Consider the following 25,135-nt stretch of genomic DNA (forward strand, 5'->3'; position numbering starts at 1 on the left):
TGGAGGACTCATGAAGGTCAAATTCCTGGGCGCCGCCGGCACGGTCACCGGCTCCTGCCACACCATCACGACGGAGACCGCGCGCTTTGCCGTGGATTGCGGCATGCACCAGGGCAGCGAGCCTATCGAGCGCCGCAACCTGGACGCCTCGGTCTACGATCCCCGGCACATGGACTTCTTCCTGCTCACCCACGCCCATATCGACCATTCCGGGCTCCTGCCGCGCATGGTCCGGACGGGGTTCGCCGGCAAGATCTACTGCACGCCGCCCACGCGCGACCTGCTCGGCATCATGCTCGAAGACAGCGCCCACATTCAGGAAATGGAGGCCGAGTGGGCCAGCCGCAAGAACAAGCGCCACGGCGGCCGGCCGGTCGAGGCCCTGTACACCCGGGCCGACGCCGCCGCTACCGTCAAGCGCCTGGTGCCCGTGCCCTACGGCGAGCCCTTTTCGCCCACCCCGGGCGTGACGGCCATCTACCACGACGCCGGACACATCCTGGGCTCGGCCTTCATCGAGCTTTCCGTCGAGCAGAACGGCCGGCGCACGCGCATGCTTTTTTCCGGCGACCTGGGACGTCCGGACCAGCTGCTCGTCAACGACCCGGACAAGCCTGTGGACGCGGACTACCTCTTCCTGGAGGGCACTTACGGCGACCGCAACCACAAGGACACGGAACAAAGCCGCGACGAACTGGCCCAGGCCATTGCCTACGCCTACCAGGGCGGAGGCAAGGTCATCATCCCGGCCTTTGCCGTGGAGCGCACCCAGGAAGTGCTCTTCTGCCTGCACATGCTGCTCAAGGACGGCAAGATTCCGGCCGACATGCCGGTCTTCGTGGACAGCCCGCTGGCCATCAAGGCGACCGAGATTTTCCACCGCCATCCCGAATACATGGACGCCGAAACCCGTGCCTATTTCGACCGCGGCGAAAACCCGCTGTCCCTGCCGGGCCTGCGCTTCACCGAATCCACGGAACAGTCCCGGGAGATCAACACCCTAAATGGCCCGGCCATCGTGATCGCGGCCAGCGGCATGTGCAACGCCGGGCGCGTCAAGCACCACCTGCGCCACAACCTCTGGCGGCCCGAGTCCTGCGTGGTCTTCGTGGGCTTCCAGGCCATGGGCACGCCCGGGCGCAAGATCGTGGACGGTGCCAAGTCCATCCGCCTGCTTGGCGAGGACATCAATGTGGCTGCGCGGGTGTTCACCATCGGCGGTTTTTCCTCCCACGCGGGCCAGAGCCAGATCCTCGAATGGCTCACCCATTTCAAGGTCAACCATCCGCAGGTGTTCCTCGTGCACGGCGAACAAAAGGCCCTGACGATCCTCGCCGGGCTCATCAAGGACCGTTTCGGGCTCAAGGTGCGCATTCCCCAGTACCTGGAGGAATACACCCTCGAACCCGGAGTCGAGCCCACGGTGGCCGTGGACGAAGCCAAGGCCCGCCCGCGCATCGACTGGGACGTCCTGCTCGGCGAGCTTGCCGGCCGCGTCGCGCGCATGCAGGCCAAAAAGGACGAACTGGCCGCCCGCACGCCCGAGGACCAGGCGGAATGGCGTCAGCGGCTGGCTGCCGTGGACGGGGAACTGCTCAAGCTGCTCTCGGAAATGTGAGCCGGGAAACGGCGCGGTCGGGAAAACCGGCCGCGCCGCCCGCCGCGAAGGGACCGGGCGGCGCTACTTCAGGCGGTAGGTGATGCGGCCGCGGGTCAGGTCGTAGGGGGAGAGTTCGACCTTGACGCGGTCGCCGGGCAGGATGCGGATGTAGAACTTGCGCATTTTGCCGGAAATGTGGGCCAGCACTTCGTGCCCGTTTTCCAGCTCGACGCGGAACATGGCGTTGGGCAGGGCTTCCTGCACCTTGCCGTCGACCTCAATGGCGCCTTCTTTGGCCATAAACGGTATCCTCCTGGCGGCGCGGGAAAAACCCCGGCCGCGGATCATTTTCGCTTGAACGTAGCCGGATAGCCGTTTTTTTCACGCATGGCAAGGGGCGGGGGCACGCCGTCCGCCTTTCCGGGGCGCACGCCTCGCGCCTGGGTTGGCGGTTCTTGCCGCCCGCAGGCCTTTCGGGCTATGATCCCGGGAAAAAGGAAAAAGCCTTGCTTACGCGCGCCCAACTCGACAAATACGCCGATGTCCTGCTCTGGGGCCTGACCACGTCGCGGGTCGAGCCCTACAAGCCCGGCGACGTGGTGCTCGTCCAGTTCGAACTGCCCGCCCTGCGTCTGGCGGAAGCCGTCTATGCCAAGCTCCTGGGGCGCGGGCTCAACCCTGTGCCGCGCCTGGCGCTGACCCCGCGCATGGAGACCGCCTTCTACGGCACGGCCGACGAGGCCCAGCTCGTGTTCCAGACGCCCGGGCAGGCCGTGCTCCACGAAAACATCCACGGCGCCATGCACCTGCTCGCCCCGGAAAGCCTGACCCATTTAAGCGGCATCGACCCCAAGCGCATCGCCGCCGCGGCCGTGGCCAGAAAGCCCCTGCGCGACATCCTGGTCGGCCGGGAGGAAAAGGGCGAGTTCGGCTGGACGCTGTGCCTGTACCCCACCCGGGAGCTCGCCGAAAAGGCCGGCATGACGGCAAGGGAATATGCCGCCCAGGTGACGGCCGCCTGTTTCCTCAAGGACCCCGAGCCTGTCGCCGTGTGGCGCGGGCTTTACGAAAACGCCCGCGAGATCAAGGCCTGGCTCGGCAGCGTCAAGGCCCGGTCCCTGCACATCGAATCCGACAACGTCGACCTCGTGGTCACGCCCGGCGCGCACCGCCGCTGGCTCGGGCTTTCGGGGCACAACATCCCGAGCTTCGAGATCTTCACCTCCCCGGACTGGCGCGGCACCTCGGGCCGCTACTTCGCCGACCAGCCTTCCTACCGCAGCGGCAACTACGTCAAGGGCGTGCGCCTGACCTTCAAGGACGGCGTGGTCACGGACATCGCCGCGGAGCAGGGCGAGGATTTCGTGCGCAAGCAACTGGCCATGGACCCCGGCGCGTCGCGGCTCGGCGAATTCTCGCTCACGGACAAGCGTTTTTCCAGGATCGACCGTTTCATGGCCAACACGCTTTACGACGAAAACTTCGGCGGAGCGCACGGAAACTGTCATGTGGCCGTGGGAAGCTCCTACTCCGACACGTTCGACGGGGACCCGGCGAGCCTCGACGCAGAGCGCAAGGATGCCCTGGGGTTCAATGATTCGGCCCTGCACTGGGATCTGGTCAATACCGAGCCCAAGCGGGTGCGCGCCCGCCTGGCCGACGGCCGCGAGACCACGATTTACGAAAACGGCTGTTTCCTCTATTGACGCAGGGGACAAGGAGCCGTATCGCGGCGGTGCCGAAACGCATTCGGGTTCGGATACGGAACAGTTCCAAGGAGATGCCCATGCGCGCGTTGTTTGTCTCGCTGTTGGCGGCGGTTCTGGTCGTGGCGGCCGCGCCGGCCTTTGCCGGCTCCAAGGCCAACCCGGACATCAAGGGATGGGAGAAGGGCGGCGAGTACGACAAGCTCTTCGACCCCAAGGAGGCCGACGCCTTCAAGGGCCGGGTCGCCAAGATCATGGAGGTCAAGCCCCTGGACGGCATGGCCCCGGGCATCGCCCTGCAAATCGAGGACAAGAAGGACAAGACCCTGGAAATCGTCCATCTGGGGCCCAAGGATTTCGTGGACCTCGGTTCCATCGGCCTCAAGGAGGGCGACCAGGTCAAGGTGGTCGGCGCCTGGGCCGAAGTGGACGGCCAGGATATTCTCATGGCCGTGAAGGTCAAAAAGGACGAGGATGTCCAGCTCAAGGTGCGGCGCACCAAGGACGGCTTTCCGTTCTGGAGCATGACGCCCGAGCAGCGCAAGGCCGAATCCTCCGGCGAATAGCCGCGATTTTCCGATTGATGGGCTTGCCCAAACCGGGCGTATTTGGATAGGTTGGCTTGCATAGGGCCGCATGCGCCGTCGGCGCTGGGGTCACAACCAAAACGGGAGCTTGCCGCATGGAGGAAACCCTCAAAAAACAGGACGCCGAACTGCTCCAGCTCGTCACGTTCAGCATTGGCGAGGAGGAATTCGGCGTCGATATCCTGAGCGTGCAGGAGATTATCCGCATGATGGATATCACCAAGGTCCCGCGCGCCCCGGAATTCGTCGAGGGCGTCATCAACCTGCGGGGCAAGGTCATTCCCATCATCGACCTGCGTCGGCGCTTCGGCCTGTCCACCCGCGACCACGACAAGCACACCCGGATCATCGTCATCGAGATCAATAATATGATCGTCGGATTCGTGGTCGATTCCGTCTCCGAGGTGCTGCGCATACCCGCCAGTACGGTGGAGCCGCCACCACCCGTGGTTTCCGGCCTGGAGTCGGAATACATCAGCGGTGTCGGCAAGCTTGAGGATCGGCTGCTCATCCTGCTCGATCTCAACAAGCTCCTGTCCGGCGAGGAACGCGATATGCTCGGTTCCTTCTAGCGTCGCGCCGCATCCGTCGCATGTATCGGATCGCGGCTGGGGCCTTGCGCGCGGGCTTCGCGGCCCCCTCCGCAGGGTTCCGCCCCGGGGCGCGCGTGCGGCGTCCCGGTATTCGCTTGCGCCGCGTGAGGCGCAAACGCGTCGTGTTTCCCATCGTTCGTTCGGCCGCCGCCACGCCCGTGGCGGCGGCCATCCGGTATTTTTACGAGGCCTGTCTTGTCCCGCACCACTCCCCTTGCCGCACTGCTCGACAATCCGGATTCCGTCTCGGTCTATAAAAGCGGACCGGCCACCCTGGCTTTTCTGGCCGCAGAAGCCCTGGCCCGCCGGCAGTCCGTGGTGGTGGTCGCCCCGGGGCTCAACGAACTGACGCGCATCGCCGCGCTGCTCGAACTGCTCGCGCCGGCCGCGCCTGGCACGCTCTGGGGCAACACGGTCATGACCCTGCCGTCCTACGCACCGGGCCTGCCGAGCGGCGCGTTCTGGGCGCGGCGCATGGCCTTCCTGGCCCACGCCGCCCTGGGCACGGGGCCGCGCGCCTTCCTTTTTTCCGCGGACAACCTTCTGCCCAAATGGCCGGCGCGGGGAGCCCTAGACGGCAACGTCCTGACCCTCGCCGTCGGCGAGGAGCTGCCTCGCGACCTCGTGGCCGAGCAGGCCGTGCTCTGGGGCTACAAACGCGCGCCCATGGTCACGGGGCCGGGGGAATTCTCCCTTCGCGGCGACATCCTGGACATTTTCCCCCCGGGCTACGACGATCCGCTGCGCCTGGAATTTTTCGGCGACACCGTGGAGGCCGCCCGGCGCTTCGACGCCGGCTCCCAGCGCTCCCTGGCGGAGCTGAGCGAGGCCGTGCTCGTGCCCGCGTCCCCGGCCGTGCTCTCGGAAACCTTCAAGGAAGAGGCGGCGAAGCTCTGGGACACCATCGCCGGCACGGGCGAGCTGCACCGCGCGGCCAAGGCGCGCCTGGAAGCCGCCGTGGAGGCGGGCGACGGCTGCATGTGGCCGGGGCTCTACTATGAAAAGGCCGCTGCGCTCTCCGACTGGCTGCCCGAGGACGCGGCCTGGATCGTGTGCGACGCCGTGCGCGTCAAGGAACGCCTGGAAGAGGCCGAACACGCCTGGCGGCGCTTTTTCGAGGCGCAGACCCGGGAGCAGGGCTATCCCTGGCCCAACGCCCGGGTGCTGTGGCCCGAGAACATGGCGCGAAAGGCCCTGGTTTCGGGCCGGCGCATCCTGTTTGAAGACCTGGTCATGGGCCGCGGACGCCACGGCCCGGACCTTCAGGAAAAGGCCTTGGAGCGTTTTGGCGACCTGTTCTGGAAGCCGGGTTCGGACAAGCGCCCCTGGACCACGCTGACGGCCGCGCTCAAGGAATGGAACGGCCACGGCCAGACCATCCTGTCCTTTCACGGCGAGCGTTCGCGCAAGAAGTTCCTCCAGATGATCGAGCCCGAGGGGCTGGTCTTTCGCACGAGCTATCATCCCGGCGAAACCGGGCTGTTCGCGCTCCTGTCGGGACTGCGCCACGGCATGGAGCTCTCCTGGCGCGACACCCGCATCCTGGCCGAGGACATCCTCCATCCCGAATCCTCCGGGGGCGACGCCGGGCGCAAGCGCGACAAGGACTTCAAGGGCCTGAGCTCCTTCGACGACATCCGCCCCGGCGACCTCGTCGTGCACCGCGACTACGGCGTGGCCACGTTCGAGGGGCTCACGCGCATGACCGTGGACGCCACGGGCGGCGACTATCTGCTGCTGGTCTTCGCCGACGAGGACAAGCTCTACCTGCCGGCCGACCGCCTGGGGCTGCTCCAGCGCTACAAGGGGCCGGAGGGTATCTCGCCGCCCCTGGACCGCCTGGGCGGTGCGCGCTGGAAATCCGTGCGCGAGCGGGCGAAAAAGGCCATCGAGCGCATCGCCGCGGACCTCGTCGAGATGTACGCCTACCGCCAGGTGGCCAAGGGCTACGCCTACGGCCCGACCAACGAGCTCTACCTCGAGTTCGAGGCTACCTTCGGCTTCGAGGAGACCCCGGACCAGGAAAAGGCCATTTCCGAGGTCCTGGCCGACATGGAGCGCCCGGAGCCCATGGACCGGCTCGTCTGCGGCGACGTGGGCTTCGGCAAGACCGAAGTGGCCCTTCGCGCCGCGTTTCGCGCCGTGCTCGACGGCAAGCAGGTGGCCATGCTCTGCCCGACCACGGTGCTCGCCGAGCAGCACTACCAGAATTTCGCCGCTCGCCTGGAAGGCTTCCCGGTGCGCGTGGAGATGCTCTCGCGCTTCGTTTCGCCCAAGCGGCGCAAGGTGGTGCTCGACGCCGTGGCCCGGGGCGAGGTGGACATCCTGGTCGGCACCCACCGCATCCTGTCGAGCGATGTGACCATCCCGAACATCGGCCTGCTCATCCTCGACGAGGAGCAGCGCTTCGGCGTCAAGCACAAGGAACGGCTCAAGGCCTTCAAGAAGAACATCGACGCACTGACGCTGACAGCCACGCCCATTCCGCGCACCCTGCAACTGTCCCTTTCCGGCGTGCGCGGCCTTTCGGTCATCGAGACCCCGCCGGCCGAGCGCAAGACCGTGGAGACGGCGCTCGTCGAGCGCGACGAGGCCTTCCTGCGCGAGGTCCTGCGCCGGGAGCTCGAGCGCCAGGGACAGGTGTTCTGGGTCCACAACCGGGTCCAGGGGCTCGAGGACGTGGCGGCCTACGTCAAGACCCTCGCCCCCGGGGCCAAGGTGGCCATGGCCCATGGCCAGATGTCCGAGACGGCGCTGGAGGAGGCCATGCACGGCTTCTGGCACGGCGAAACGGACATCCTGGTGTGCACCTCCATCATCGAGTCCGGCCTGGATTTCCCCCGCGCCAATACGCTGGTCGTGGACAACGCCCACATGTTCGGCCTGGGTCAGCTCTACCAGCTGCGCGGTCGCGTGGGGCGCTCGCCGCGTCAGGCCTACGCCTATTTCGTGGTGCCGAGTCTCGAGCGGGTGCCGGAACTGGCCCGCAAACGCCTGCGCGTGATCCTCGACATGGACTATCTCGGGGCCGGGTTCCAGGTGGCCATGGAGGATCTGCGCCTGCGCGGAGCCGGCAACATCCTGGGCGAGGCCCAATCCGGGCACATCGCGCGCATTGGTCTGGACATGTTCCTCGAAATGCTCGCCGAGGAAGTGGGGCGGCTCAAGGGCGAGCCGGTCAAGGAGCGCACCGAGCCGGAGCTGACGCTCGGCGTTGCCGCGCGCATTCCCGAGCGCTACGTGCCCGAGGCTTCGGACAGGCTGCGGCTTTACAAGGCGCTCTCCACGGCCAGGAGCGAAGCGGGACTCGCCGAGCGCATGGCCGAGATGCGCGACCGTTTCGGCCCGCCGCCCGTGGAAGTGGAGAATTTTCGCGCCGTGCTCGCCTTCAAGCAGATGCTGGCACGCCTGGGCGCGCGCAAGGCCGAAATCGCGCCGACTAAGCTCGTGGTCTCTATCGCTGCCGAGGAAGCGGCCGTCGCGCCGCAGCGCCTGGTGGAATTCGCCGCCGCCGGCGCGGGCCGGGGCGTCAGGCTCCTGCCGCCGGACCGGCTGGCTCTGCCCCTTGACGCCGGATTGCCCCTGGCCGAAGCTGTGTCCGCCTGGACCGCGGAACTGGCCGGTCTGGCCGAGGAGGGCGTCGCGACGTGAGCAGGGGACGGCGGAGCATCCGGCGTGGCCTGGCCCTTTGCGTCGCGGCCATCCTCGGCCTGGGCCTTGCCGGGTGCCGGGGCGACTTGGCCGAGGAACCGGGCGTCGTGGCCGTGGTCGGCGGCACACCCATCCGCCTGGCCGATGTGCGCGCCCGCCACGACCTGGGCCAGATCGGCGCGCCGGCCGGGGAAAATCCCGCCGTGGAGCGGCTGCGCGCCGAATACGGCACGGTGCTGGCCGATATGATCGTCGCCAGGCTCGCCGCTCAGGAACTGGTCCGGCGCGGCCTTGCCGTGACCGGGGCCGAAATCGACGCCGCCGCGGCCAAGGCCCGGGCCGATTATTCCGACGAAGCCTTTTCGCGCATGCTCCTCGAAGAGCGCATCGACCCGGCCCGCTGGCGCGAACTGCTCGCCGACCGGCTCGCCCTGGAAAAATTCGCGCGCGAAGTGCTGCGCCCGGGCGTGCGCGTGGACGTGACCGAGGCCGCCAACTACTACAAGGAACACCGCGACGCCTTTGCCATGCCGGCCCGAGTGCGCCTGCGCCGCGTGCGGGGCGATGCACCCGAGGCCGTAAGGGCCGCCCAGGCGGCCGTGCGCAAATCCGGGGAAGGCGCGCTGGCCGGCTTGTCCGGCGTCACGGCGACCGAGGCGGACCTGCCCGAAGCGAATCTGCCCGCCACCTGGCGTGAGGCCATAAAGGGCGTCAAGCCCGGCGAGGCCACGGCCGTGCTCGACACGGACGGCAAGAGTTGGGAATTTATCATTCTTCTCGGGCGGCAGCCGGCAATGGTCCTCGATCCGGCCAAGGCCTACGCCAGGGTCGAGGCGGCGCTTGCGGCGCATAAGCTCGAGGCCGCCTTCGCCGCCTGGCTTGACGCGGCCGTGGCCGGGGGCGACGTCAAGGTGAGCCGCAAGCTCCTGGCCGGCCGGCAAGAAGCACCGGTGCCGCAACAAGCCCAGGGCCCGGACGAACTCGCCCAGGCCCGAAGCGAGGCCGCAGCCCGGGACGCCCTGGCCCGTGAAGCCAGGAAGGCCCTGGAGGCGCGCCGCGACGCCCCCCAGGTCGCGCCGCAAGAGCCGGTCGTCAAGGAGCCGGCCGAGGCTGCTAAGGCCGCATCCGCGGCACCGGAAAAAGCGGTTCCCGAGGCCGCGCCACAACAGGAAGCTGCACAGGCCGCGCAGGAGCCGCCAGTGTACGGATCAGAGAAAACGCCTGCCCCGGCGGTTGTGCCGCCCGTATCCCCGTCCCCGGAGTCCGCGCCGCCGGCTGTCGCCGCCGCGCCCGAGGCCCCGGAACCGGCCGCCGCGTTTCCCCCGGCCCCTGCCGCATCTGCCGCAACAAAGGGCGAACCCGCGCAACAGCCTGCCGCATCGGCGCAAACTCGGGCTGCCGGAGACACGGAACATGCCGGCGGCGCGGTCGTTTTCACCGCCATAAAGGCCAGCTGGATTCTGTACATTGTGGACGGCGGCGAGGAACAGCGCGTTTACTTGAAGCCCGGCAAGCCGTTGCGCATCGAATACGCGAAAAAACTCGTCGTGCGTCCGGGCTCCCCGAGCGAGGTCTCCTACCGCCAAGGCGACCGGGAAACTACGGTGGTCGTCGCAAAAAAGGAAAGCCGCGTCCTGGAGTTCCCGTAGGGGAAGAGGGCGGACGGCCCGGGGCGCGATTGCCTGGGCTGGCAAAAACGTTTATAGGCCCCGGATACGCTGCGGGTCGGCCTGGGAGTGAGGCGACGCCGCGGCGCAACGTCCCGAAAAGCCGTCGGTCACACGGCCGGGCCGGACTTCCGTCTTGCCCAACGTCTTCACGGAGGATGCCTTGCCTCGTCTTTCCAAACTCAGCGTCATGCTCGTCCTGCTGTTGGCCCTGGCCGCAACCGCCCACGCGGCCGAACTCGTCGACAGGGTGGTGGCCGTGGTCAACGGCAAGCTCATCACCTTGTTCGACCTCGACACCCGCGTGGCCGAACTGGTGCAACGCACCCAGGGCGTGGCGATCAAGCCCGGCGACCCCATGTACGACGACCTGCGCAAACAGGTGCTCGAAGGCATGATCACCGATCTGCTCATCGAATCGGAAGCCGCGCGCCTGAAGATCAATGTTTCGGAAACGGAACTGGACAATCAGCTCGAAGAGCTCAAGAAAAAGAATAACATGAACCAGCAGCAGTTCGTTGCGGAACTGGCCAAGGAAGGCATGACGTTCGCCGATTTCCGCAAGCGCATGCGCCAGGACAACATGAAGAAACGGCTGCTGGGCTACATGGTGCACCGCAAGGTGCTGGTCACGGACGACGAGATCCGCGACTATTACGAAAAAAACAAGGGCAACATCTCGTCCACGAAATCCATCCTCGGGCCCAAGGTCTCGGGCAACATCGGCTTCATCATGGTGTCGAACATCAAGCAGGCCGAAGAAGTGCGCGCCAAAATCGATTCCGGCTCCATCACCTTTGCCGATGCGGCGAAAAAATATTCCATCGGCCCGGGCAAGGATCAGGGCGGCGACCTCGGCGACGTGCAGGCCAAGGATCTGGCCGCGCCGCTGCGTTCGGCCCTGCAGGCCGTGCCGGCCGGCAAGGTCAGCGCGCCGGTCATGCTCGACGGCAAGGCCGTGTTGCTGACCCTGCGCACGCCTTCCGGCCAGACGCCCGCGCCCAAGGCCGCCCCGGCCGCGCCCGCCGGCCCCTCGTACGAGAGCGCCAAGGAACAGATACAGGAAACCCTTTACAAACAGAAATTCGATAAGCTCTTCCAGGAGTACATCGACAACCTGCGGTCCAAGGCGGTCGTCGAGGTCAAGCTGTAGCTTGTCCCGCCCGCCGCCGGGGGGCTCCCGCCCACGGCGTCGCGGTCACGGAGGAATTTCGTTTATGGATTTGCGCGAATTAGGGACCATGCTGCGCGAGGAACGGGAGCGGCAGGGCCTGTCCATCGAGGACGTTTCGGACAGGATCAAGATCACGCGCAGCTGTCTGGCCGCCATCGAAGACGGCAACGAAAGCGTGTTGCCCCATCCGGTGTACGCCAAAGGCTTCATTAAGAATTACGCCAAGCTCCTCGGCGTGGACCAGGAGGATTTCTCCAGGCGCCTGGCCGAGGTCTATCAGCCGGAAGAAAACGCGGTGCGGGACGTCCACTTGGTCAAGGACATCCCGGACGACGATTGCGGCTGCACGCCGACGCCCCGGCGCGGCATCCCCGCGCCGAAAATCCCCCTCGTACCCGCGCTCGTCTGTCTGGCCGTGGTCTTCGTCGTCATCGGCCTGGTCTGGTATCTGTGGACCCACGTCTTTTCCCGCTCCGGCGACGTGGTGGAAAACGCCACGCCGCCGGCCGTGACCGAGCCAGCGCCGCCCGCGAAAAGCGAGCCCGAGGTGCCCGCGCGGCCCGTGCCTGTCGTGCCGCCCCAGAAGCCGGTGGATGCAGAGCCTGTCGTCCCGAGCGCGCCCGTTGCGCCCGCGACGCAGACTCCTGCGCTTAAGGAGCGTCAGCTTCCGGCCGTGGCCGAAACCAAGCCTGCCGCCGAAGCGAGGCCGGCGTCCCCGGCCGCGCTGAGCCCGGACGACCAGGCGACCCAGGACATCGCCACCAGCGGCCCGCCCACGCCCGCCGCGCCGCCGGCCATTCCGCCCGCGCCCGAAGCCGCGGTCGTGCCGAGCGTCCAGCCCGGCAAGACCTTCACCGTGGGCGAGGCCGGCCCCCACGTCGTCTCCATCGTGGCCAATGACCGCTGCTGGCTTCAGGCCGGGGCCGACGGCGGGGCCATGCACGAAACCATGCTGGAAAAGGGCGACGCCTTCACCGGCCGTTTCGCCGACTATCTCCTCGTGCGCCTGGGCAATGCCGGCGCGGTGGAGATCCGCTTCGACAACAAACTCTATCCGCTCCAGGCCGGCAAGGGCTCGGTCAAGACCCTCAAGTTCGTGGCGAAAAAAAGCGACGACGCCGCTGCCAACTCCGCCGCGCCAGCTCCGGCTCCGGCGACGCCGGCCGCTTCCGCCCAGCCGGCGGCGTCCGTGACCGCAAGCACGGCCGCCGCGCCGGCCGCCGGCGGCGAATCGGCTCCGGGCGGTCGCGAGGTCGAAATCTACGGTCAGGACGGCAGCTGGGTCATCATCACCCCGGACAAGGGGCCGGCCAAGGAAATCTACGTCAAGAAGGGGCAACGGATCAGCGTGCCCTTCGGCGAAAAGATCGAGATCAAGCTCGGCAATCCGAGCAGCGTGGTTTTCCGCTACGACGGCAAGGAAACCACGGTCGTCACGGAAAAGGGCGAAAGCAAGACCGTCCGTTTCCCCTAGGCGACCTTGCGTCGCGTCCCTGAACCCCGCGGGGTTCAGGGACGCGACGCGGCCAAGCGGCCGGTTTCGCCGGCGGGAACGATGTGGCGGCGGGGCGGGCATGGAATTTTCCGAACAGGCGCTCGTGCTCAAAGTGGGGCGGTTTCGGGAGATCGACGCCTGGGTGCGCCTTGTGTCCCCGGTGCGCGGGGTCTACACGGCCTTCGCCTTCGGCGGCCTCAAGAGCCGCCGCCGTTTCCTGGGCTGCCTCGATCCCCTCAACCATGTGCGTTTCAAGGTGCGCCGCTCGGGCCACGGCGGCTACCATTGCCTGACCGAGGCCAGGCTTCTCGATGCGCCCATGCGCCTGCGCGGCGATCCGAACCGGCTGGGCATGGCCGTCAACTGCCTGAAATTTTTCGAAGCTGTGCAGATTGGCCCCACGGGCGCGGCCGAGGCCTATGCGCTCCTGCGCGACATGCTCGCCGCCCTGGAAGCGGCCGAAGCCCCGTCGCCGCTTTTCCCCTTGCTCTTTCGGGCGCGGATGGCCTTCCTGCAGGGCATGTTTCCGGCCTGCGGCCGGTGCGCCGCATGCGGCGCGCCCCTTGGCGGCCAGGAAGCCGTGTGCCACGTGGAAGCGGGGCGCTTGACCTGCGCCGCCTGTCGGGACGATAACGCCCCGGGCGTGCGGCAGCGTCTCGGCGCCGGGGCCTTGGGCCTGCTCGAGGCCGCCGTGGGCGGCGACGCCTGCGCCTGGGCGGCCTGCCGCCCCGAAGCGGGCGCGGCGCGGGAGTTTTCCCGCACCGTGGATCTGCTCGTGCGCTATCATATGGGACTGGCCTGGGAGCGGGGCGGCTTCGTGCGCGCCTGACGCTCCCTGCATTTTTGTGCGCTTGCCGGCGTTGTCGCGCCGCGAGCGCCGCTATTCGACGACGGCGTAACCTTGAAATCGGAGCGACCATGCATTTTCAGGATGTCATCTTGACGCTGCAAAACTACTGGGCCAAGTCCGGCTGTCTCGTGGTCCAGCCCTACGACACCGAAGTCGGCGCCGGCACCTTCAATCCGGCCACCTTTTTCCGGGTCATCGGCCCCGAACCCTGGAAGGCCGCCTACGTCGAGCCCTCGCGCCGCCCCACGGACGGCCGCTACGGCGAAAATCCCAACCGCCTGCAGCACTATTACCAGTTTCAGGTCATCCTCAAGCCCTCGCCGGACAACGTCCAGGACCTTTACCTGGAAAGCCTCGCGGCGCTCGGCGTCTCGGCCGCGGACCACGACATCCGTTTCGTGGAGGATGACTGGGAATCGCCCACGCTCGGGGCCTGGGGCCTGGGCTGGGAAGTCTGGCTCGACGGCATGGAAGTGACCCAGTTCACCTATTTCCAGCAGGTGGGCGGCATCGACCTGCATCCGGTGTCCGTGGAGATCACCTACGGCCTGGAGCGCATCAGCATGTATCTCCAGCAGAAGGAATCGGTCTACGACCTGGCCTGGAACGACCGCGTGACCTACGGCCAGGTGCACCAGCGCGGCGAATTCGAGCATTCGCGCTACAATTTCGAGGAATCGGACGCCGCCATGCTGCTTGCCCACTTCAACGACTTCGAGCGGGAATGCAAGCGCCTGTGCGAGCTGGGACTGCCCTGGCCGGCCTATGACTACTGCCTCAAGTGCTCTCATACCTTCAACATGCTCGAAGCCCGGGGGGCCATCTCCATCACCGAGCGCACCGGCTACATCGGCCGCGTGCGCAACCTGGCCTCGAGCCTGGCCCGCCTCTACGCCGCCCAGCGCAAGGAACTCGACTACCCCCTCCTCACGCCCAGCGCATAAAGGACCAAACGACATGCCCCATTTTCTTCTGGAAATCGGATTCGAGGAGATGCCGGCCCGGTTCCTGTCGGGCCTTGTGGACGAGTCCCGGGCGTTTTTCGCCGCAGCCCTTGCCCAGGCCAAGCTCGACGCCCCGGCCGTCACCGCCTTTGCCACGCCCCGCCGGCTGGTGGTCAGCGTGCCGGAACTCGCCGTCACGGCGCGCCAGGAAGAGGAGCTCGTCACCGGGCCGCCCGAGAAGGTCGGCTTCGGCGCGGACGGTGCGCCCACGCCCGCCGCGATCGGCTTCGCCAAGGGCCAGGGCAAGGACGTCGCCGACGTCTTCGTCATGGAAACCGGCAAGGGCCGTTATCTGGCGCTTAAAAAAAACACCGGCGGCGAGTCGGCCCTGGAGTTGCTGCCGGCCATTTGCCTGGACATGGTCAAAAAGCTGTCGTTTCCCAAGCGCATGCGCTGGGGCAGCCGCGATTTCGCCTTCGGCCGGCCGGTGCATTGGTTCGTGGCCCTGCTCGGCGACGCCGTCGTGCCCTTCGCCCTGGACGACATCGTCTCGGGCCGCGAAACCCGTGGGCACCGCATCATGGGGCCGGGGCCGTTTGCCGTGCCCACGGCCGGGGACTATTTCGCCATCATCCGCGACCAGGGCAAGGTGGTGCTCGACGCCAAGGAGCGCGAAGCCATGGTCCGCTCCCAGGCCGAGGCGTTGGCCAAGGAGGCCGGCGGCACGGCCGTGATCAACCCGGCGCTTCTGGCCGAAGTCACGGGGCTCACCGAATATCCCGTGGTCATCCTCGGCAGGCTCGACCCCAAATTCCTGGACGTGCCCCGCGAGGTGCTCATCACGAGCATGGAGACGCACCAGAAGAGCTTCGCCGTGGAAAATGCCGATGGCAGCCTGCTGCCCGTCTTCCTCACGACGCTGGGGCTTGCGCCCGGCAACCTGGAGCTCGTGCGCCGGGGCTGGCAGCGCGTGCTCACCGCGCGCCTGGAGGACGCCCGCTTCTTCTGGGAGGCGGATCTCGGAACGGATATCGAAACCTGGCAGAAAAAGCTCGAAAGCGTGGTCTTCCTGGCCGGGCTCGGCAGCATGCGTGACAAGGCCCGCCGCCTGGAGCGCCTGTGCGGCCTGATCGCCGAGATGGCCGGCAAGCCCGAGGTCATGCTCGAAGCCTCCCAGGCCGGGGGGCTCGCCAAGGTGGACCTCGTCTCGGACATGGTGGGCGAATTCGCCGAGTTGCAGGGCGTCATGGGCGGCATCTACATACGCCGCAAAGGCCAGTCCAAGTCCGTGTCCCGGGCCGTGGCCGAGCAGTACCTGCCGGCCGGGCCGGACAGCCCCGTGCCGCCGACCCTGGCCGGCGCGATCCTGTCCATCGCCGACAAGGCCGACACCCTGGCCGGCTGCTTCGGCCTGGACATGGCGCCCACGGGCGCGGCCGACCCGTACGCGCTGCGCCGGGCGGCGCTCGGCATCTGCCGCATCGTTATCGAACACGGCCTGCGCCTGGACCTCATGGAACTGCTGCAAGCGGCGCTTGACGGCTACGGCGACGCCAAGTTCAAGGTGGACCGCACCCGCGTGCTGGCGCGGCTTCTGGATTTCTTCGGCCAGCGCCTCAAGGCCTACTTCATGGGCCGGGGCTTCGACACCCTGGTCGTTGAGGCCGCGGCCGGCGCGTCGTTTACCGACATCGCCCAGCTCGCCGCCCGCATCGACGCCCTGGCCACGTTCGCGGCCAAGCCGGATTTCGACCAGGCCGTGTTGACCTTCAAGCGCGCGGCCAACATCATCCGCAAGCAGGGCGTGGGCGCCGGCGTGCCCCTGACCGGCGTGGTCAAGGAAGCGCTTCTTGCCGAACAGCCCGACAAGGACTTGGCCGCAGCCTGCGAGGCGGTCTTTCCGCGCTACGACGCCCTGTTCGACACCGGGGACTACGCGGCCGTGTTCGACCTGCTTTATGAGTTGCGCCCCGCCGTGGACGCCTTCTTCGACAACGTCATGGTCATGTGCGACGACATGGACGTGCGCCTCAATCGTCTGAACCTCCTCAAATCCCTGGTCGATCGCCTGGGCCGTGTGGCTGACTTCGCCGCGTTGCAGGTGTAGGGGGCGGGGAGAAAAGAGAAGAGTAGAGAAGAGTGAAGAGGCCTCCGGCGGCCAGGGGGGGCGAGGCCCCTCCTGGACCTCCCGAATGGGGGGAAATATGCGATGAAGGCCGTATTTTGAGTTGACAGAGATGCGTTACCAGTTTAGGTAATTCTGCTTCAGCGAACACTACACGGAGGAACGATCCTTGGCCAACCATAAATCCGCCATCAAACGGCACCGTCAAAGCCTTTTGGCCCGGGCTCGCAACCGGGCGGTCAAGACCCGCGTGCGCAATGTCATCAAGGCCGTGCGCGTCGCCCTTACCGCTGGCGATTCCGCCACCGCCGAAACCGCGCTGCTGGCCGCGACCAAGATCCTGGACAAGGCCGCAACCAAGAAGGTCATCCATTGGAAGACCGCCGCGCGCAACATCTCCCGCCTGTCCACGGCCGTCAATAAAAGCAAGCAGGCCTAAGCGCTTCGCGTTCGGCCGTCTGTTTTTCGCCCGCCGCGGCTTCTGCCGCGACGGGCTTTTTGGCGTTGCCTTGCCTGCCGCTTCTTACAGCAGCGGTTTGATTTCTTCCAGGATCGCCGCGCATTCCCCCTGAAGTTCCGCATCCACGCCGTACAACCGCCACCACAGGTAGCGCGCCGTGCGCGACGCCTCGTCCCGGTCCCCGGCCAGGACAAGCACGCGCACGAGCGCGAAAAGGTTCTCCACGGTCTGCTCGCGGCGAAGCGACGCGGCCAGGGCGGAAAGCGCTTCGTCATGGCGACCGGCCCGGGCCAGCGCCATGCCGCGCAGGCTCCAGGCGGCGCTTTCGGCGTTGTGGGAGACGACGAGCCTGCGGGAAAGCGCCTCGGCCAGTTCGAGCTTGCCGCGCGTAAGGAGCAGGGCGATTTTTTCGGATTCGCCGGCGAAATCCCCTGGCTCCGCCGTGCGCATCGGCCCGCCTTCGAGCACGGCGCGCACTGCCGGGGCGTGGCGCGCGATTTCCGTATCCCCGACGGTGCAATACGTAAGCTGCCTGTCGAAATCGGCCATGGAATGGCGGAACTGCGCCGTGGTCATGTCGCCGCGGCCCCGTTCGATCTTGGCGGCGTACTCCTGGCGGGAACGGTAAAAGTAGTGGTTGAGCTGTAGGCGCGCGTTGTGGTGCGGCCCGTAGGGGCCGGGCAGGGGGAAGCCTTTTTCGCTCACGCAGTGCCGGCCCGGCGCGTAGGCGAAATGGTGCGGCGAAAGCGGGGCGGTTACGTACGCCGGGCGCACGATGCTCTTGATATGGTGGTTGGTGGGGTGCGCGTAGGGCGCGCGTTTGGTGAAGGCTTCGATCTGCAAGCCCGGTGGCGGCGTTTCGTGGCCGGCCGAGCCGAACATGACCCAGTTGACGCCAAGGCCGGCAAACTCCTCGAAATCCGTGAGCATCTCGCGCAGATCGTCCTCGCGGCGGGGGAGCAGGAATTCGTCCACGTCGATAAAGCCGAGCCAGTTCGTGTCCGGGCCGTGGCTTTCCAGGCAATGGGCGTAGGCGGCAAGCTGCCTGGCCGGCCCGGGCATGTCGTGGATGATGATGTTGATGCGGTCGGCAAGGGACGCGAGCGTGTCGCGCAGTGGTAGGCCAGATCCGTTGTCGTAGACGACGAGGCGCTCGACGCCGCGCAGTGCGTGATAGGCCGCCCACTCGCCGATGCGGGCGTTTTCGTCCTTGGCGATGCAGCACAGGGTCAGGTAGCGCATGGGCGGTGTTCTGTGGTTTACGGCTTGATGTAGGCGAATCCCTTGTCCTGGAGGTCCACGAGCTCGACCACGCCTGCGGGGACGATCTCGCACGCGGGCAGCAGCGCCTCCGGGGCCACGTCGAAGTGGCGCATGGCATTGCGGCACACGCGCACGCGCAGTCCCCGCGCAGCCAGTGCGGCGATTTGCCGGGCGTGTTCGCCGTCGGCGGTCATGAGCCGGATCGCCGGGCCGTTGACCAGGAGGACTGCGGTGAAGTCCTCCTGGACGAGGGCATCGAAATAGTTCGTGGTGTTGGTCAGCGCCATGTGAAGCGCCGCCGCGTCCTGGTCCACGTGAAAGACCACGTCGAAATGCATGGCGCCCTCCCGGTTTGGGCGGTCTAAATGATACGCAGCCGCACGGCTTCACCCGTTGCCGCAACCACCCGGCCGATGACCGCAGCAAGGTCTCCCGCGTCCTCGAGCATCCGCCGCGCCGTGGCCACCTTGTCTTCCGGCACGGCCAGCACCATGCCGCCCGAGGTCTGGGCGTCGAAGACGAGGTCGCGCCTGATCGGGTCGCAGCCTGCGGCCACGGAGACCGTTTTCGCGCAGTATTCGCGGTTGGCGAAGCTCCCGGCCGGCAGCATGCCGTAGCCGGCCATCTCCACGGCCTCGGGCAGGAAGGGCACGGCGGCAAGGTGCAGTTCCACGGCCACGCCCGAGCCGGCCGCCATCTCCAGCAGATGTCCGCCAAGGCCAAAGCCCGTCACGTCCGTGGCCGCCTTGAGTCGCAGTTCCCGGATCACCCGCCCGCCGGCGGCGTTGAGCCGGCCGGCCCAGCGGAAAAGCTGGTCCTCGATCGCTGTGGGGTCGCCGAAGCCGCCCTTGAGCGCCGTGGCCAGCACGCCGGTGCCGAGCGGTTTGGTGAGCAGCAGCACGTCGCCCGGCACAAGCCCCGTGTTGGAGGCGAAGGCATGGGCATCGACTAGGCCCGAGACGGCCAGACCGTACTTGATCTCCTTGTCCTCCACGCTGTGCCCGCCGGCCGGCACGGCCCCGGCTTCGAGGATAGCCTCCAGTCCGCCTCGCAGGATTTCGGTCAGGATTGCGCGGTCCATGGTCTTTACGGGGAAGCAGACGATGTTCATGGCGGCAAGCGGTTCGCCGCCCATGGCGTAGACGTCGGACAGGGCGTTGACCGCAGCGATGCGGCCGAACTTGAACGGGTCGTTGACGATGGGCGTGAAGAAATCCACGGTCTGCACGAGTCCCCTGCCGTCCGGAAGGCGCACCACGGCCGCGTCCTCGTTGACGCCGCTTGCGGTCAGCAGCCGAGGATCGGTCACGGGCGGCAAGCCCTGCAAGACGGCCTCCAGGTCCCCCGGGGCGATCTTGGCCGCTCAGCCGGCGGCGGTGACGGTCTTGACCAGTTCGATGCTCACGGGCGCTCCTTGTCCAGAATCATTGCAAGATCATGCACCAGGGCGTCGCGGTCAAGGCCGAAGCGCGCCGCGAGGCCCGTGACCGTTTCGAAAAGCCCCTGGCACAGTACGCAACAGCCGGCTTCGGCGTCGCAGGCGCGGAAGACGGCCTCGGTTTCGGGATGGGCGGCCACGAGGTCGAGGACCGTGGCCGCGTCGGGATCAAAGGGCGTCATGGGACGGCTCCAGCCCGCTTTGCACGGCCCACATGCCGGCGTAGACCCCCCCGGCATGGATGAGCGCCTCGTGGTCGCCGTGTTCGACCACGTAGCCGTCCACGACGACCAGGATCTCGGCGCACTGGCGCACCGTGGACAGGCGGTGCGCCACGGCCAGGGTGAGCCGGCCCTGTCGGAAAGCGTGCAGGTTCTGCTGGATGATCGCCTCGGTGCGGGTGTCCACGGCCGAGGTGGCCTCGTCGAGGATGAGAACGGCCGGGTCGCGCAGGATGGCCCGGGCCAGGGACACGCGCTGGCGTTCGCCGCCGGAGAGCTTCATGCCGCGTTCGCCGATGACCGTGTCGTAGCCGGACGGCAGCTTCATGATGAAGTCGTCGGCCCCGGCCACGGCTGCGGCCCGGCGCACGGCCGCGCGGTCGGCTTCCGGGCGGCCGAGAAGGATGTTTTCCGCCACGGTGCCGTGAAAAAGAAACGCCTCCTGGGACACGTAGCCGAGTTGGCCGCGCCAGCTTTTGAGCGTGAACGCGTCGAGGGGCTCGCCGTCGATGACGATCGCGCCGCCCGTGGGCTCGTAGTAGCGCAGCAGGAGTTTGACCAGGGTGGACTTGCCCGCCCCGGTCGGGCCGACCACGCCCGTGACCTCGCCCTGGCGCAGGGTGAGGCTGACGCCGTTTATGACCGGCCCGCGCGAGGGGTAGGCGAAGCGCACGTCGGCGAAGGCGATCTCTCGCGGCCGGTGGTCGAGGGCCACGGCCCCGGGACGGTCGGCCACGCGGGGCCTCACGGCGAACAGTTCCGCGATGCGGCCGGCGGCGGCCTCGGCGCGCTGAATCTGGTTGATGAGCATGCCGAAGACGAAAAGCGGCAGCACGAGGCGCGCGGCAAAGAGGACGAAGGTGGTGTAGTCGCCCACGGTCGGCCCGTGCCCGGCGGCCACGAGATAGCCGCCGCCGGCAAAGACCGCGCCGAAGGAGATGCCGGCCACGGCGTAGATGGCCGGGATGAAGCGGGCGCGTTCGCCCTCGGCGGCGATGGCCTCGTCGCGGTAGCCGGCCGAGCGCGCGGCCACCGCGGCATGGAGCCGGTCCTCGGCGGTGTAGGCCTGGATGACGCCCATGCCGGCGATGTTGTTTTCCAAAAGCCCTGCGATGGCCCCCACGGCGCGGCGCGTTTCGCGGTAGCGCGGCTGCACGCGCGTGACGAACCGGCGCACGGCGAAGATCGCCAGGGGCAGCGGCGCGAAAAGGAGCAGGGCCAGTCGCCATTCGAGGAAGAAGAGGTAGCCGTAGATGCCGCAGAAGGTGACCACGAGCCGGATGATGGAGGTCAGGGCGTCGGTGAGGAAGCTCTCCAGGGTGTCCACGTCGGCGACGACGACGGACATGATGTCGCCGGTCTGGCGGTCCTCGAAAAAGGCCGGGTCCAGGGACTGGAGGTGGCCGTAGAGGCTCAGGCGGATGTCGTGGCGGGTCTTTTGGGCCATGGCCGCGAGGATGTAATCGGAACCGCTCTGGAAGACGGAGAGGCACAGGAAGCTTCCGAGAATGGCCAGACCGTAGTGCATGTAGGTCATGGCGGCGGCGTTGCCCGAGGCGGCGGCGTCGATGACCCGGCCGGCCAGGGCCAGGGGCAGCAAATCACAGGCCCGGGCCAGGATATTGAGCGCAAGCCCGCCGAGCAGCGCGCCCTTGTAGGGCCGCAGAAAGGCGTAGAGCGTCCAGACGTGGCGGCCGAACAGGGCCTGCGGGCCGCCGGCCGAGGGAGAAGCAGTGTTTTTCATAGGAGCAGGAGCAGGGCGGCGTAGCCGGCGGCACCGGCGGCGAAGGCCGGGTAATTGCCCGAGCCGTCCAGCGGGATTTCATCCTTCATGGTGTTCATGACCACGCCTCCTGCCAGAAAGGCGAAGAGCAAGGCAAGCACGGCCTCGTGCACGTGTAGGACCGCGCCGCAGGCCCAGCCGCAGACGACGGCCAACGCCAGGACCTTGCGGCCGCATTTGCGGTAGTCGTCCGTGAAATGGCGGCGCAGGGCGTGATCGTTGCCGGCCATGTGCAGGGCCATGGCCGCGAAATAGGTAAAAAGGCTCACGGGCCCGGGATGCACGCGGTTGACCAGCAGGTAGCCGATCAGGAAATTGTAGAGCGCGAAGGAGACGAGGTGCAGCCAGAAGACGCCTTGCTGCGACGGCGAAACCGGCGGACCGGAGCGGCCGCCCCGCGCGGCCAGGGCGGTGCGCTCCAGGCCGTAGAAGACGAGCAGTCCGCCGAGCGCGATGAGAAAGACGTGGCGGTCGAGGACGGAGACGATGGCCCAGCCCGTACGGCGCAGGGTTTCCTGGCCTTCGCACAGGCCGGGAAAGATGTGCACGAAGACGTACGCCGCGGCCGCGCCGCCGGCCGCGGACAGCCAGGGGCTGCGCGGCGCGTCCAGGGTCGGGGCGAAAAAGCGTGCCTCGAGATGCAGCGCCGCCAGGCACAATGCGCAGATCCCCGTGGCCAGGAGCGTCACGGCGCGCCCTCCCGGGCCGCGGCGGCGGCCCGGCGCACAAGCGCCTCCTCGTCGGCCCACTGCGACGGGTCGGCGTTTTTGACCACCTTGCTCGCCCGGACAAGTTCCTCCTCGGAAAGCGTGATGCCGAGTTCCGTAAGGCGCAGCGCCAGGGCGGCCCGGCCGGACATCGGCGACAGCGGGAACCTTATGCCCTCGGCCCCGACGGCCTCCGGGCGGAAGGGGAGATAGGTGTCCGGGTGCTTGAGCAGCCCGTCCTGGTGCACGCCAGCCGATGTGGCGAACACGTTGCCGCCGACCACGGCCTTGTTGGCCGGCAGCGGCACGCCGGACAGGCGCGAGACCAGCCGGCATAACGCAGTCAGGCTGGCCGGGTCCACGCCCACCGTGCGTTTGTACTGCTTTCGGTGCAGCTTGAGCGCCATGACCGTCTCCTCCAGGGCGGCGTTGCCGGCGCGCTCGCCGATGCCGCCCACGGTCAGGTGGACGATGTCCGCGCCTGCGGCTGCGGCGGCCAGGGTGTTGGCCGTGGCCAGCCCGAGGTCGTTGTGGAAATGCACGCGCAGCTTGACGCCGCGCGGATGGGCCAGGGCGCACAGCATGCGCACGCGGCGTTTGACGGCCTCGGGGGTGAGTATGCCGAGCGTGTCGGGAAAGCCGATGCCCGTGGCCCCGGCGTCCATGGCCACGGTGTAGGCGCGGCGCAGAAACGCCGGTTCGGTGCGGCTGCCGTCCTCGCAGCTGAAGGTTACCTTGGCGAAGCGCTTGCGCGCAAGCGTCACGGCCGCATCGATCATGCGCAGGCAGTCGTCCTTGCTCTTGCCGAGCTTGTAGCGGCGGTGCAGGGGGCTCGTGCCCAGAAAGACGCCGACGCCCCGGCGGTCGGGCGCGGCCTCGGCCAGGGCCTGCCAGGCGGCTTCGATGTCGCCGGCCACGGTGCGGCACAACACCATGACGCGCGGCACGGCGACCTCGGCGCAGATGCGGCGCACGGCCTCGATTTCGCGATCCGAAACGGCCGGGAATCCGGCCTCGATGACGTCCACGCCGGCTTCGGCCAGGGCCTTGGCGATGGCGACCTTGTCGTCCACGGAAAAACGTACGCCGGGCATTTGCGCCCCGTCGCGCAGGGTGGTGTCGGAAACGATCAGCGGCGTGACGCCGCCTGGGGCTGCTGGGATGAAGGAAGTGGTCATGCGCCTTCTCATGCGCTCATTTCGGCGCAATGGCAACGTGGCGCGTTTATTCCTGTTTTGGTGAACAGGCGGACGGTTTGACGAAGGCCGGAGCAAAGGATAGGTTTCCTGTCTGGTTGGGAGAGAATACCGCTTTGGCTGGGAGGAAGCGTTATGGCCACCATCGGCGTCATGCTGTCCGGGTGCGGCGTTTTCGACGGATCGGAGATTCACGAGGCCACGCTCACCTTGTATTTCCTGGCCAAGGCCGGGGCCAAGGTCGTGTGCCTGGCTCCGGAGACGGATTTCGAGGCTGTGGACCATGGTGCCAAGATCCCGAGCGGGCAGCGGCGCAACGTCCGCGTCGAGGCCGCCCGCATCGCCCGGGGGCCGGTCGCGGACACGGCCACGGTTTCCGCCGCCGACTTCGACGGCTTGATTTTGCCCGGGGGCTTCGGCGCGGCGAAAAACCTTTGCGATTTCGCCGAGAAGGGGGGCAAAGGCACGGTTTTTCCCTCGGTTGCCGCCCTGATTCGCGCCATGCACGCCGCGGGCAAGCCCATCGGCGCAATCTGCATCGCCCCGGCCGTCCTGGCTCTGGCTCTTGGGGAGTTCGCGCCGGAACTGACCATCGGCGACGATCCCGGCACGGCGCAAGCCCTGGAAGCCGCCGGCGCGAAACACGTCGTGCGGGCCGTGGATGCCATCCAGGTGGACGCCAAAAACAATCTCGTCACTACCCCGGCCTACATGTTGGGTCCCGGCATCGCCGACATCGCCAAGGGCATCGAGAAGCTCGTGGACGCTGTGCTTTCCCGGGTTGCGACCGCTTAAGCGGCGGCCGCCCGCAGGTCGTGGAGGGGGCATGCGCCGGCTTTTCGTCAATGCGGACGATTTCGGGCTGACCGAAGGCATAAGCCGCGGCATTGCCGCCGCCATGGCCTCGGGCGTGGTCGGCGGGACCACGGCCATGATCTGCCCGGTGGGCGCGCCGGAGCGCATAGGCCGCTACGGCCGGGAATTCGCCGGCAGGATCGGGCTGCACCTGCAACTGACCGGGGGCACGCCACCGTGCCTGACGCCCCGGGCGGTGCCGAGCCTCGTCGGCGCGGACGGCTCTTTTCCGCGCAAAAAAATCGACGTGACCGACGTTTCGCCGGACGAGGTGCGGCGGGAATGGCGCGCGCAACTGGCCCGGTTTCGGGAAACGGGCCTTGAGCCGAGCCACCTGGATTCCCACCACCACATCCACAAGCGGCCGGAAGTGTTTCCCGTATTCCTGGAACTGGCCCGGGAGCTGGGCGTGCCGGCCAGGGCGCTTTCCGCGGACATGCGCCGGGCCATGGATGCCGCCGGCGTACCGCACGCCGACGACTGCCTGACGCGGTTTTACGGCGAGGACCTCAGCGAGGCGAACCTGCTTTCCCTCGTGGACGAGGCGTTTGCCGCGCAGGGCGGCGCGGGCGTCCTTGAGGTCATGGCCCATCCGGGATACGACGACGCCGCGCTTCGCGCCATCAGCACCTACGCCGCAGGCCGCGCCCAGGAGCTTCGCGTTCTGACCAGCCCGGAACTGGCGCGGCAACTGGCGGCACGGGGCATCGCCGTGGTCGGCCCTTCGCAAGCGGTGCGCTTTCCAGGTCATTTGAACGCCGGGAAGAGTCCCCGGCTGTCGGCAACCTCATAGACGGTGTGGGGGCGGGTTGTCCGCCGG

Annotated in this window: 22 protein-coding genes; 14 read left to right on the forward strand and 8 right to left on the reverse strand. The window is 67.6% G+C overall.

Annotated elements, in window-relative coordinates:
* Nucleotides 1-10: 10 nt before the first annotated feature.
* Nucleotides 11-1,618 (forward strand): MBL fold metallo-hydrolase RNA specificity domain-containing protein, encoded by a 1,608-nt coding sequence (locus Q368_RS0110165; protein ID WP_029458962.1) that lies wholly within the window; start codon nucleotides 11-13, stop codon nucleotides 1,616-1,618.
* A gap of 63 nt (nucleotides 1,619-1,681) precedes the next feature.
* Here Q368_RS0110165 and infA read toward each other — a convergent pair whose 3' ends face one another.
* Nucleotides 1,682-1,900, reverse strand: coding sequence for a translation initiation factor IF-1 (infA, locus tag Q368_RS0110170; RefSeq protein ID WP_005990299.1), 219 nt, complete (start codon nucleotides 1,898-1,900; stop codon nucleotides 1,682-1,684).
* A 206-nt stretch (nucleotides 1,901-2,106) separates the two neighbouring features.
* Between infA and Q368_RS0110175 the strand changes: the two genes are divergently transcribed.
* The 11 genes from Q368_RS0110175 to rpsT all read left to right on the forward strand — a co-directional run bounded on the left by Q368_RS0110175 (nucleotide 2,107) and on the right by rpsT (nucleotide 16,831).
* Nucleotides 2,107-3,306: an aminopeptidase gene (locus tag Q368_RS0110175; protein ID WP_029458963.1), complete on the forward strand. Its 1,200-nt coding sequence runs from the start codon at nucleotides 2,107-2,109 to the stop codon at nucleotides 3,304-3,306.
* Nucleotides 3,307-3,386: 80 nt separating this feature from the next.
* A complete protein-coding gene (locus Q368_RS0110180; RefSeq protein WP_029458964.1) occupies nucleotides 3,387-3,872 on the forward strand; it encodes a MamS/MamX family magnetosome protein in 486 nt (161 codons plus the stop codon).
* 116 nt (nucleotides 3,873-3,988) lie between these two features.
* Nucleotides 3,989-4,465, forward strand: a complete 477-nt coding sequence (locus tag Q368_RS0110185; protein WP_029458965.1) for a chemotaxis protein CheW — start codon at nucleotides 3,989-3,991, stop codon at nucleotides 4,463-4,465.
* Nucleotides 4,466-4,681: 216 nt separating this feature from the next.
* Nucleotides 4,682-8,137 carry a transcription-repair coupling factor gene (gene mfd / locus Q368_RS0110190; protein ID WP_029458966.1) on the forward strand — a complete coding sequence of 1,152 codons (3,456 nt, stop codon included), beginning with the start codon at nucleotides 4,682-4,684 and terminating at the stop codon, nucleotides 8,135-8,137.
* Nucleotides 8,134-9,786 (forward strand): peptidylprolyl isomerase, encoded by a 1,653-nt coding sequence (locus Q368_RS0110195; protein ID WP_029458967.1) that lies wholly within the window; start codon nucleotides 8,134-8,136, stop codon nucleotides 9,784-9,786. Before mfd ends, Q368_RS0110195 begins: the two co-directional genes overlap by 4 nt.
* A 181-nt stretch (nucleotides 9,787-9,967) precedes the next feature.
* Complete coding sequence (locus Q368_RS0110200; protein ID WP_029458968.1) at nucleotides 9,968-10,957, forward strand: SurA N-terminal domain-containing protein; 990 nt, start codon at nucleotides 9,968-9,970, stop codon at nucleotides 10,955-10,957.
* Between the two features lie 64 nt (nucleotides 10,958-11,021).
* Nucleotides 11,022-12,452, forward strand: a complete 1,431-nt coding sequence (locus Q368_RS0110205; RefSeq protein WP_029458969.1) for a RodZ domain-containing protein — start codon at nucleotides 11,022-11,024, stop codon at nucleotides 12,450-12,452.
* Nucleotides 12,453-12,552: 100 nt separating this feature from the next.
* Nucleotides 12,553-13,302: a DNA repair protein RecO gene (gene recO, locus Q368_RS0110210; RefSeq protein ID WP_029458970.1), complete on the forward strand. Its 750-nt coding sequence runs from the start codon at nucleotides 12,553-12,555 to the stop codon at nucleotides 13,300-13,302.
* Nucleotides 13,303-13,391: 89 nt separating this feature from the next.
* Nucleotides 13,392-14,267 carry a glycine--tRNA ligase subunit alpha gene (locus Q368_RS0110215; protein ID WP_029458971.1) on the forward strand — a complete coding sequence of 292 codons (876 nt, stop codon included), beginning with the start codon at nucleotides 13,392-13,394 and terminating at the stop codon, nucleotides 14,265-14,267.
* Between the two features lie 13 nt (nucleotides 14,268-14,280).
* Nucleotides 14,281-16,374: a glycine--tRNA ligase subunit beta gene (gene glyS, locus Q368_RS0110220; protein ID WP_029458972.1), complete on the forward strand. Its 2,094-nt coding sequence runs from the start codon at nucleotides 14,281-14,283 to the stop codon at nucleotides 16,372-16,374.
* 187 nt (nucleotides 16,375-16,561) lie between these two features.
* Nucleotides 16,562-16,831 (forward strand): 30S ribosomal protein S20, encoded by a 270-nt coding sequence (gene rpsT / locus Q368_RS0110225; protein WP_029458973.1) that lies wholly within the window; start codon nucleotides 16,562-16,564, stop codon nucleotides 16,829-16,831.
* 84 nt (nucleotides 16,832-16,915) lie between these two features.
* Here rpsT and Q368_RS23845 read toward each other — a convergent pair whose 3' ends face one another.
* From Q368_RS23845 to Q368_RS0110260, 7 genes are read right to left on the reverse strand one after another with little or no spacing between them, the layout of a single operon-like run.
* The gene (locus Q368_RS23845; protein WP_052360101.1) at nucleotides 16,916-18,094 is read right to left on the reverse strand and encodes a glycosyltransferase family 92 protein; all 1,179 of its coding nucleotides are present in this window, start codon (nucleotides 18,092-18,094) and stop codon (nucleotides 16,916-16,918) included.
* Between the two features lie 17 nt (nucleotides 18,095-18,111).
* Entirely contained in the window at nucleotides 18,112-18,453 is a 342-nt protein-coding gene (locus Q368_RS0110235; RefSeq protein ID WP_029458975.1) for a DsrE family protein, read from the reverse strand.
* Nucleotides 18,454-18,476: 23 nt separating this feature from the next.
* Nucleotides 18,477-19,520 carry a selenide, water dikinase SelD gene (gene selD / locus Q368_RS0110240; protein WP_084158728.1) on the reverse strand — a complete coding sequence of 348 codons (1,044 nt, stop codon included), beginning with the start codon at nucleotides 19,518-19,520 and terminating at the stop codon, nucleotides 18,477-18,479.
* Nucleotides 19,517-19,735 (reverse strand): hypothetical protein, encoded by a 219-nt coding sequence (locus tag Q368_RS0110245; RefSeq protein ID WP_029458977.1) that lies wholly within the window; start codon nucleotides 19,733-19,735, stop codon nucleotides 19,517-19,519. The genes selD and Q368_RS0110245 overlap by 4 nt, the downstream gene beginning before the upstream one ends.
* Nucleotides 19,722-21,518, reverse strand: coding sequence for an ABC transporter ATP-binding protein (locus Q368_RS0110250; RefSeq protein WP_029458978.1), 1,797 nt, complete (start codon nucleotides 21,516-21,518; stop codon nucleotides 19,722-19,724). The genes Q368_RS0110245 and Q368_RS0110250 overlap by 14 nt, the downstream gene beginning before the upstream one ends.
* Nucleotides 21,515-22,246, reverse strand: a complete 732-nt coding sequence (locus Q368_RS0110255) for a hypothetical protein (protein WP_029458979.1) — start codon at nucleotides 22,244-22,246, stop codon at nucleotides 21,515-21,517. Before Q368_RS0110255 ends, Q368_RS0110250 begins: the two co-directional genes overlap by 4 nt.
* Nucleotides 22,243-23,442 (reverse strand): LeuA family protein, encoded by a 1,200-nt coding sequence (locus Q368_RS0110260; protein WP_156955679.1) that lies wholly within the window; start codon nucleotides 23,440-23,442, stop codon nucleotides 22,243-22,245. The genes Q368_RS0110255 and Q368_RS0110260 overlap by 4 nt, the downstream gene beginning before the upstream one ends.
* Before the next feature lie 153 nt (nucleotides 23,443-23,595).
* On the opposite strand from Q368_RS0110260, the gene elbB reads away from it, so the two are divergent.
* Both elbB and Q368_RS0110270 read left to right on the forward strand, forming a co-directional pair.
* Nucleotides 23,596-24,255 (forward strand): isoprenoid biosynthesis glyoxalase ElbB, encoded by a 660-nt coding sequence (elbB, locus tag Q368_RS0110265; RefSeq protein WP_029458981.1) that lies wholly within the window; start codon nucleotides 23,596-23,598, stop codon nucleotides 24,253-24,255.
* Between the two features lie 31 nt (nucleotides 24,256-24,286).
* Nucleotides 24,287-25,108, forward strand: a complete 822-nt coding sequence (locus Q368_RS0110270; protein ID WP_043785525.1) for a carbohydrate deacetylase — start codon at nucleotides 24,287-24,289, stop codon at nucleotides 25,106-25,108.
* Nucleotides 25,109-25,135 lie beyond the last annotated feature (27 nt).

The sequence above is a fragment of the Solidesulfovibrio alcoholivorans DSM 5433 genome (assembly GCF_000702665.1).
Classification (GTDB): Bacteria; Desulfobacterota; Desulfovibrionia; order Desulfovibrionales; family Desulfovibrionaceae; genus Solidesulfovibrio; species Solidesulfovibrio alcoholivorans.

Excerpts from the sequence above, each read along its gene's own strand:
- Q368_RS0110250 (WP_029458978.1), bottom strand. The coding sequence starts at position 21,518 with ATGAAAAACACTGCTTCTCCCTCGGCCGGCGGCCCGCAGGCCCTGTTC.
- Q368_RS0110215 (WP_029458971.1), top strand. The coding sequence starts at position 13,392 with ATGCATTTTCAGGATGTCATCTTGACGCTGCAAAACTACTGGGCCAAG.
- Q368_RS0110205 (WP_029458969.1), top strand. The coding sequence starts at position 11,022 with ATGGATTTGCGCGAATTAGGGACCATGCTGCGCGAGGAACGGGAGCGG.
- elbB (WP_029458981.1), top strand. The coding sequence starts at position 23,596 with ATGGCCACCATCGGCGTCATGCTGTCCGGGTGCGGCGTTTTCGACGGA.
- Q368_RS0110260 (WP_156955679.1), bottom strand. The coding sequence starts at position 23,442 with ATGACCACTTCCTTCATCCCAGCAGCCCCAGGCGGCGTCACGCCGCTG.
- glyS (WP_029458972.1), top strand. The coding sequence starts at position 14,281 with ATGCCCCATTTTCTTCTGGAAATCGGATTCGAGGAGATGCCGGCCCGG.
- Q368_RS0110180 (WP_029458964.1), top strand. The coding sequence starts at position 3,387 with ATGCGCGCGTTGTTTGTCTCGCTGTTGGCGGCGGTTCTGGTCGTGGCG.
- Q368_RS0110245 (WP_029458977.1), bottom strand. The coding sequence starts at position 19,735 with ATGACGCCCTTTGATCCCGACGCGGCCACGGTCCTCGACCTCGTGGCC.
- Q368_RS0110235 (WP_029458975.1), bottom strand. The coding sequence starts at position 18,453 with ATGCATTTCGACGTGGTCTTTCACGTGGACCAGGACGCGGCGGCGCTT.
- Q368_RS23845 (WP_052360101.1), bottom strand. The coding sequence starts at position 18,094 with ATGCGCTACCTGACCCTGTGCTGCATCGCCAAGGACGAAAACGCCCGC.
- Q368_RS0110165 (WP_029458962.1), top strand. The coding sequence starts at position 11 with ATGAAGGTCAAATTCCTGGGCGCCGCCGGCACGGTCACCGGCTCCTGC.
- Q368_RS0110185 (WP_029458965.1), top strand. The coding sequence starts at position 3,989 with ATGGAGGAAACCCTCAAAAAACAGGACGCCGAACTGCTCCAGCTCGTC.
- infA (WP_005990299.1), bottom strand. The coding sequence starts at position 1,900 with ATGGCCAAAGAAGGCGCCATTGAGGTCGACGGCAAGGTGCAGGAAGCC.
- Q368_RS0110270 (WP_043785525.1), top strand. The coding sequence starts at position 24,287 with ATGCGCCGGCTTTTCGTCAATGCGGACGATTTCGGGCTGACCGAAGGC.
- recO (WP_029458970.1), top strand. The coding sequence starts at position 12,553 with ATGGAATTTTCCGAACAGGCGCTCGTGCTCAAAGTGGGGCGGTTTCGG.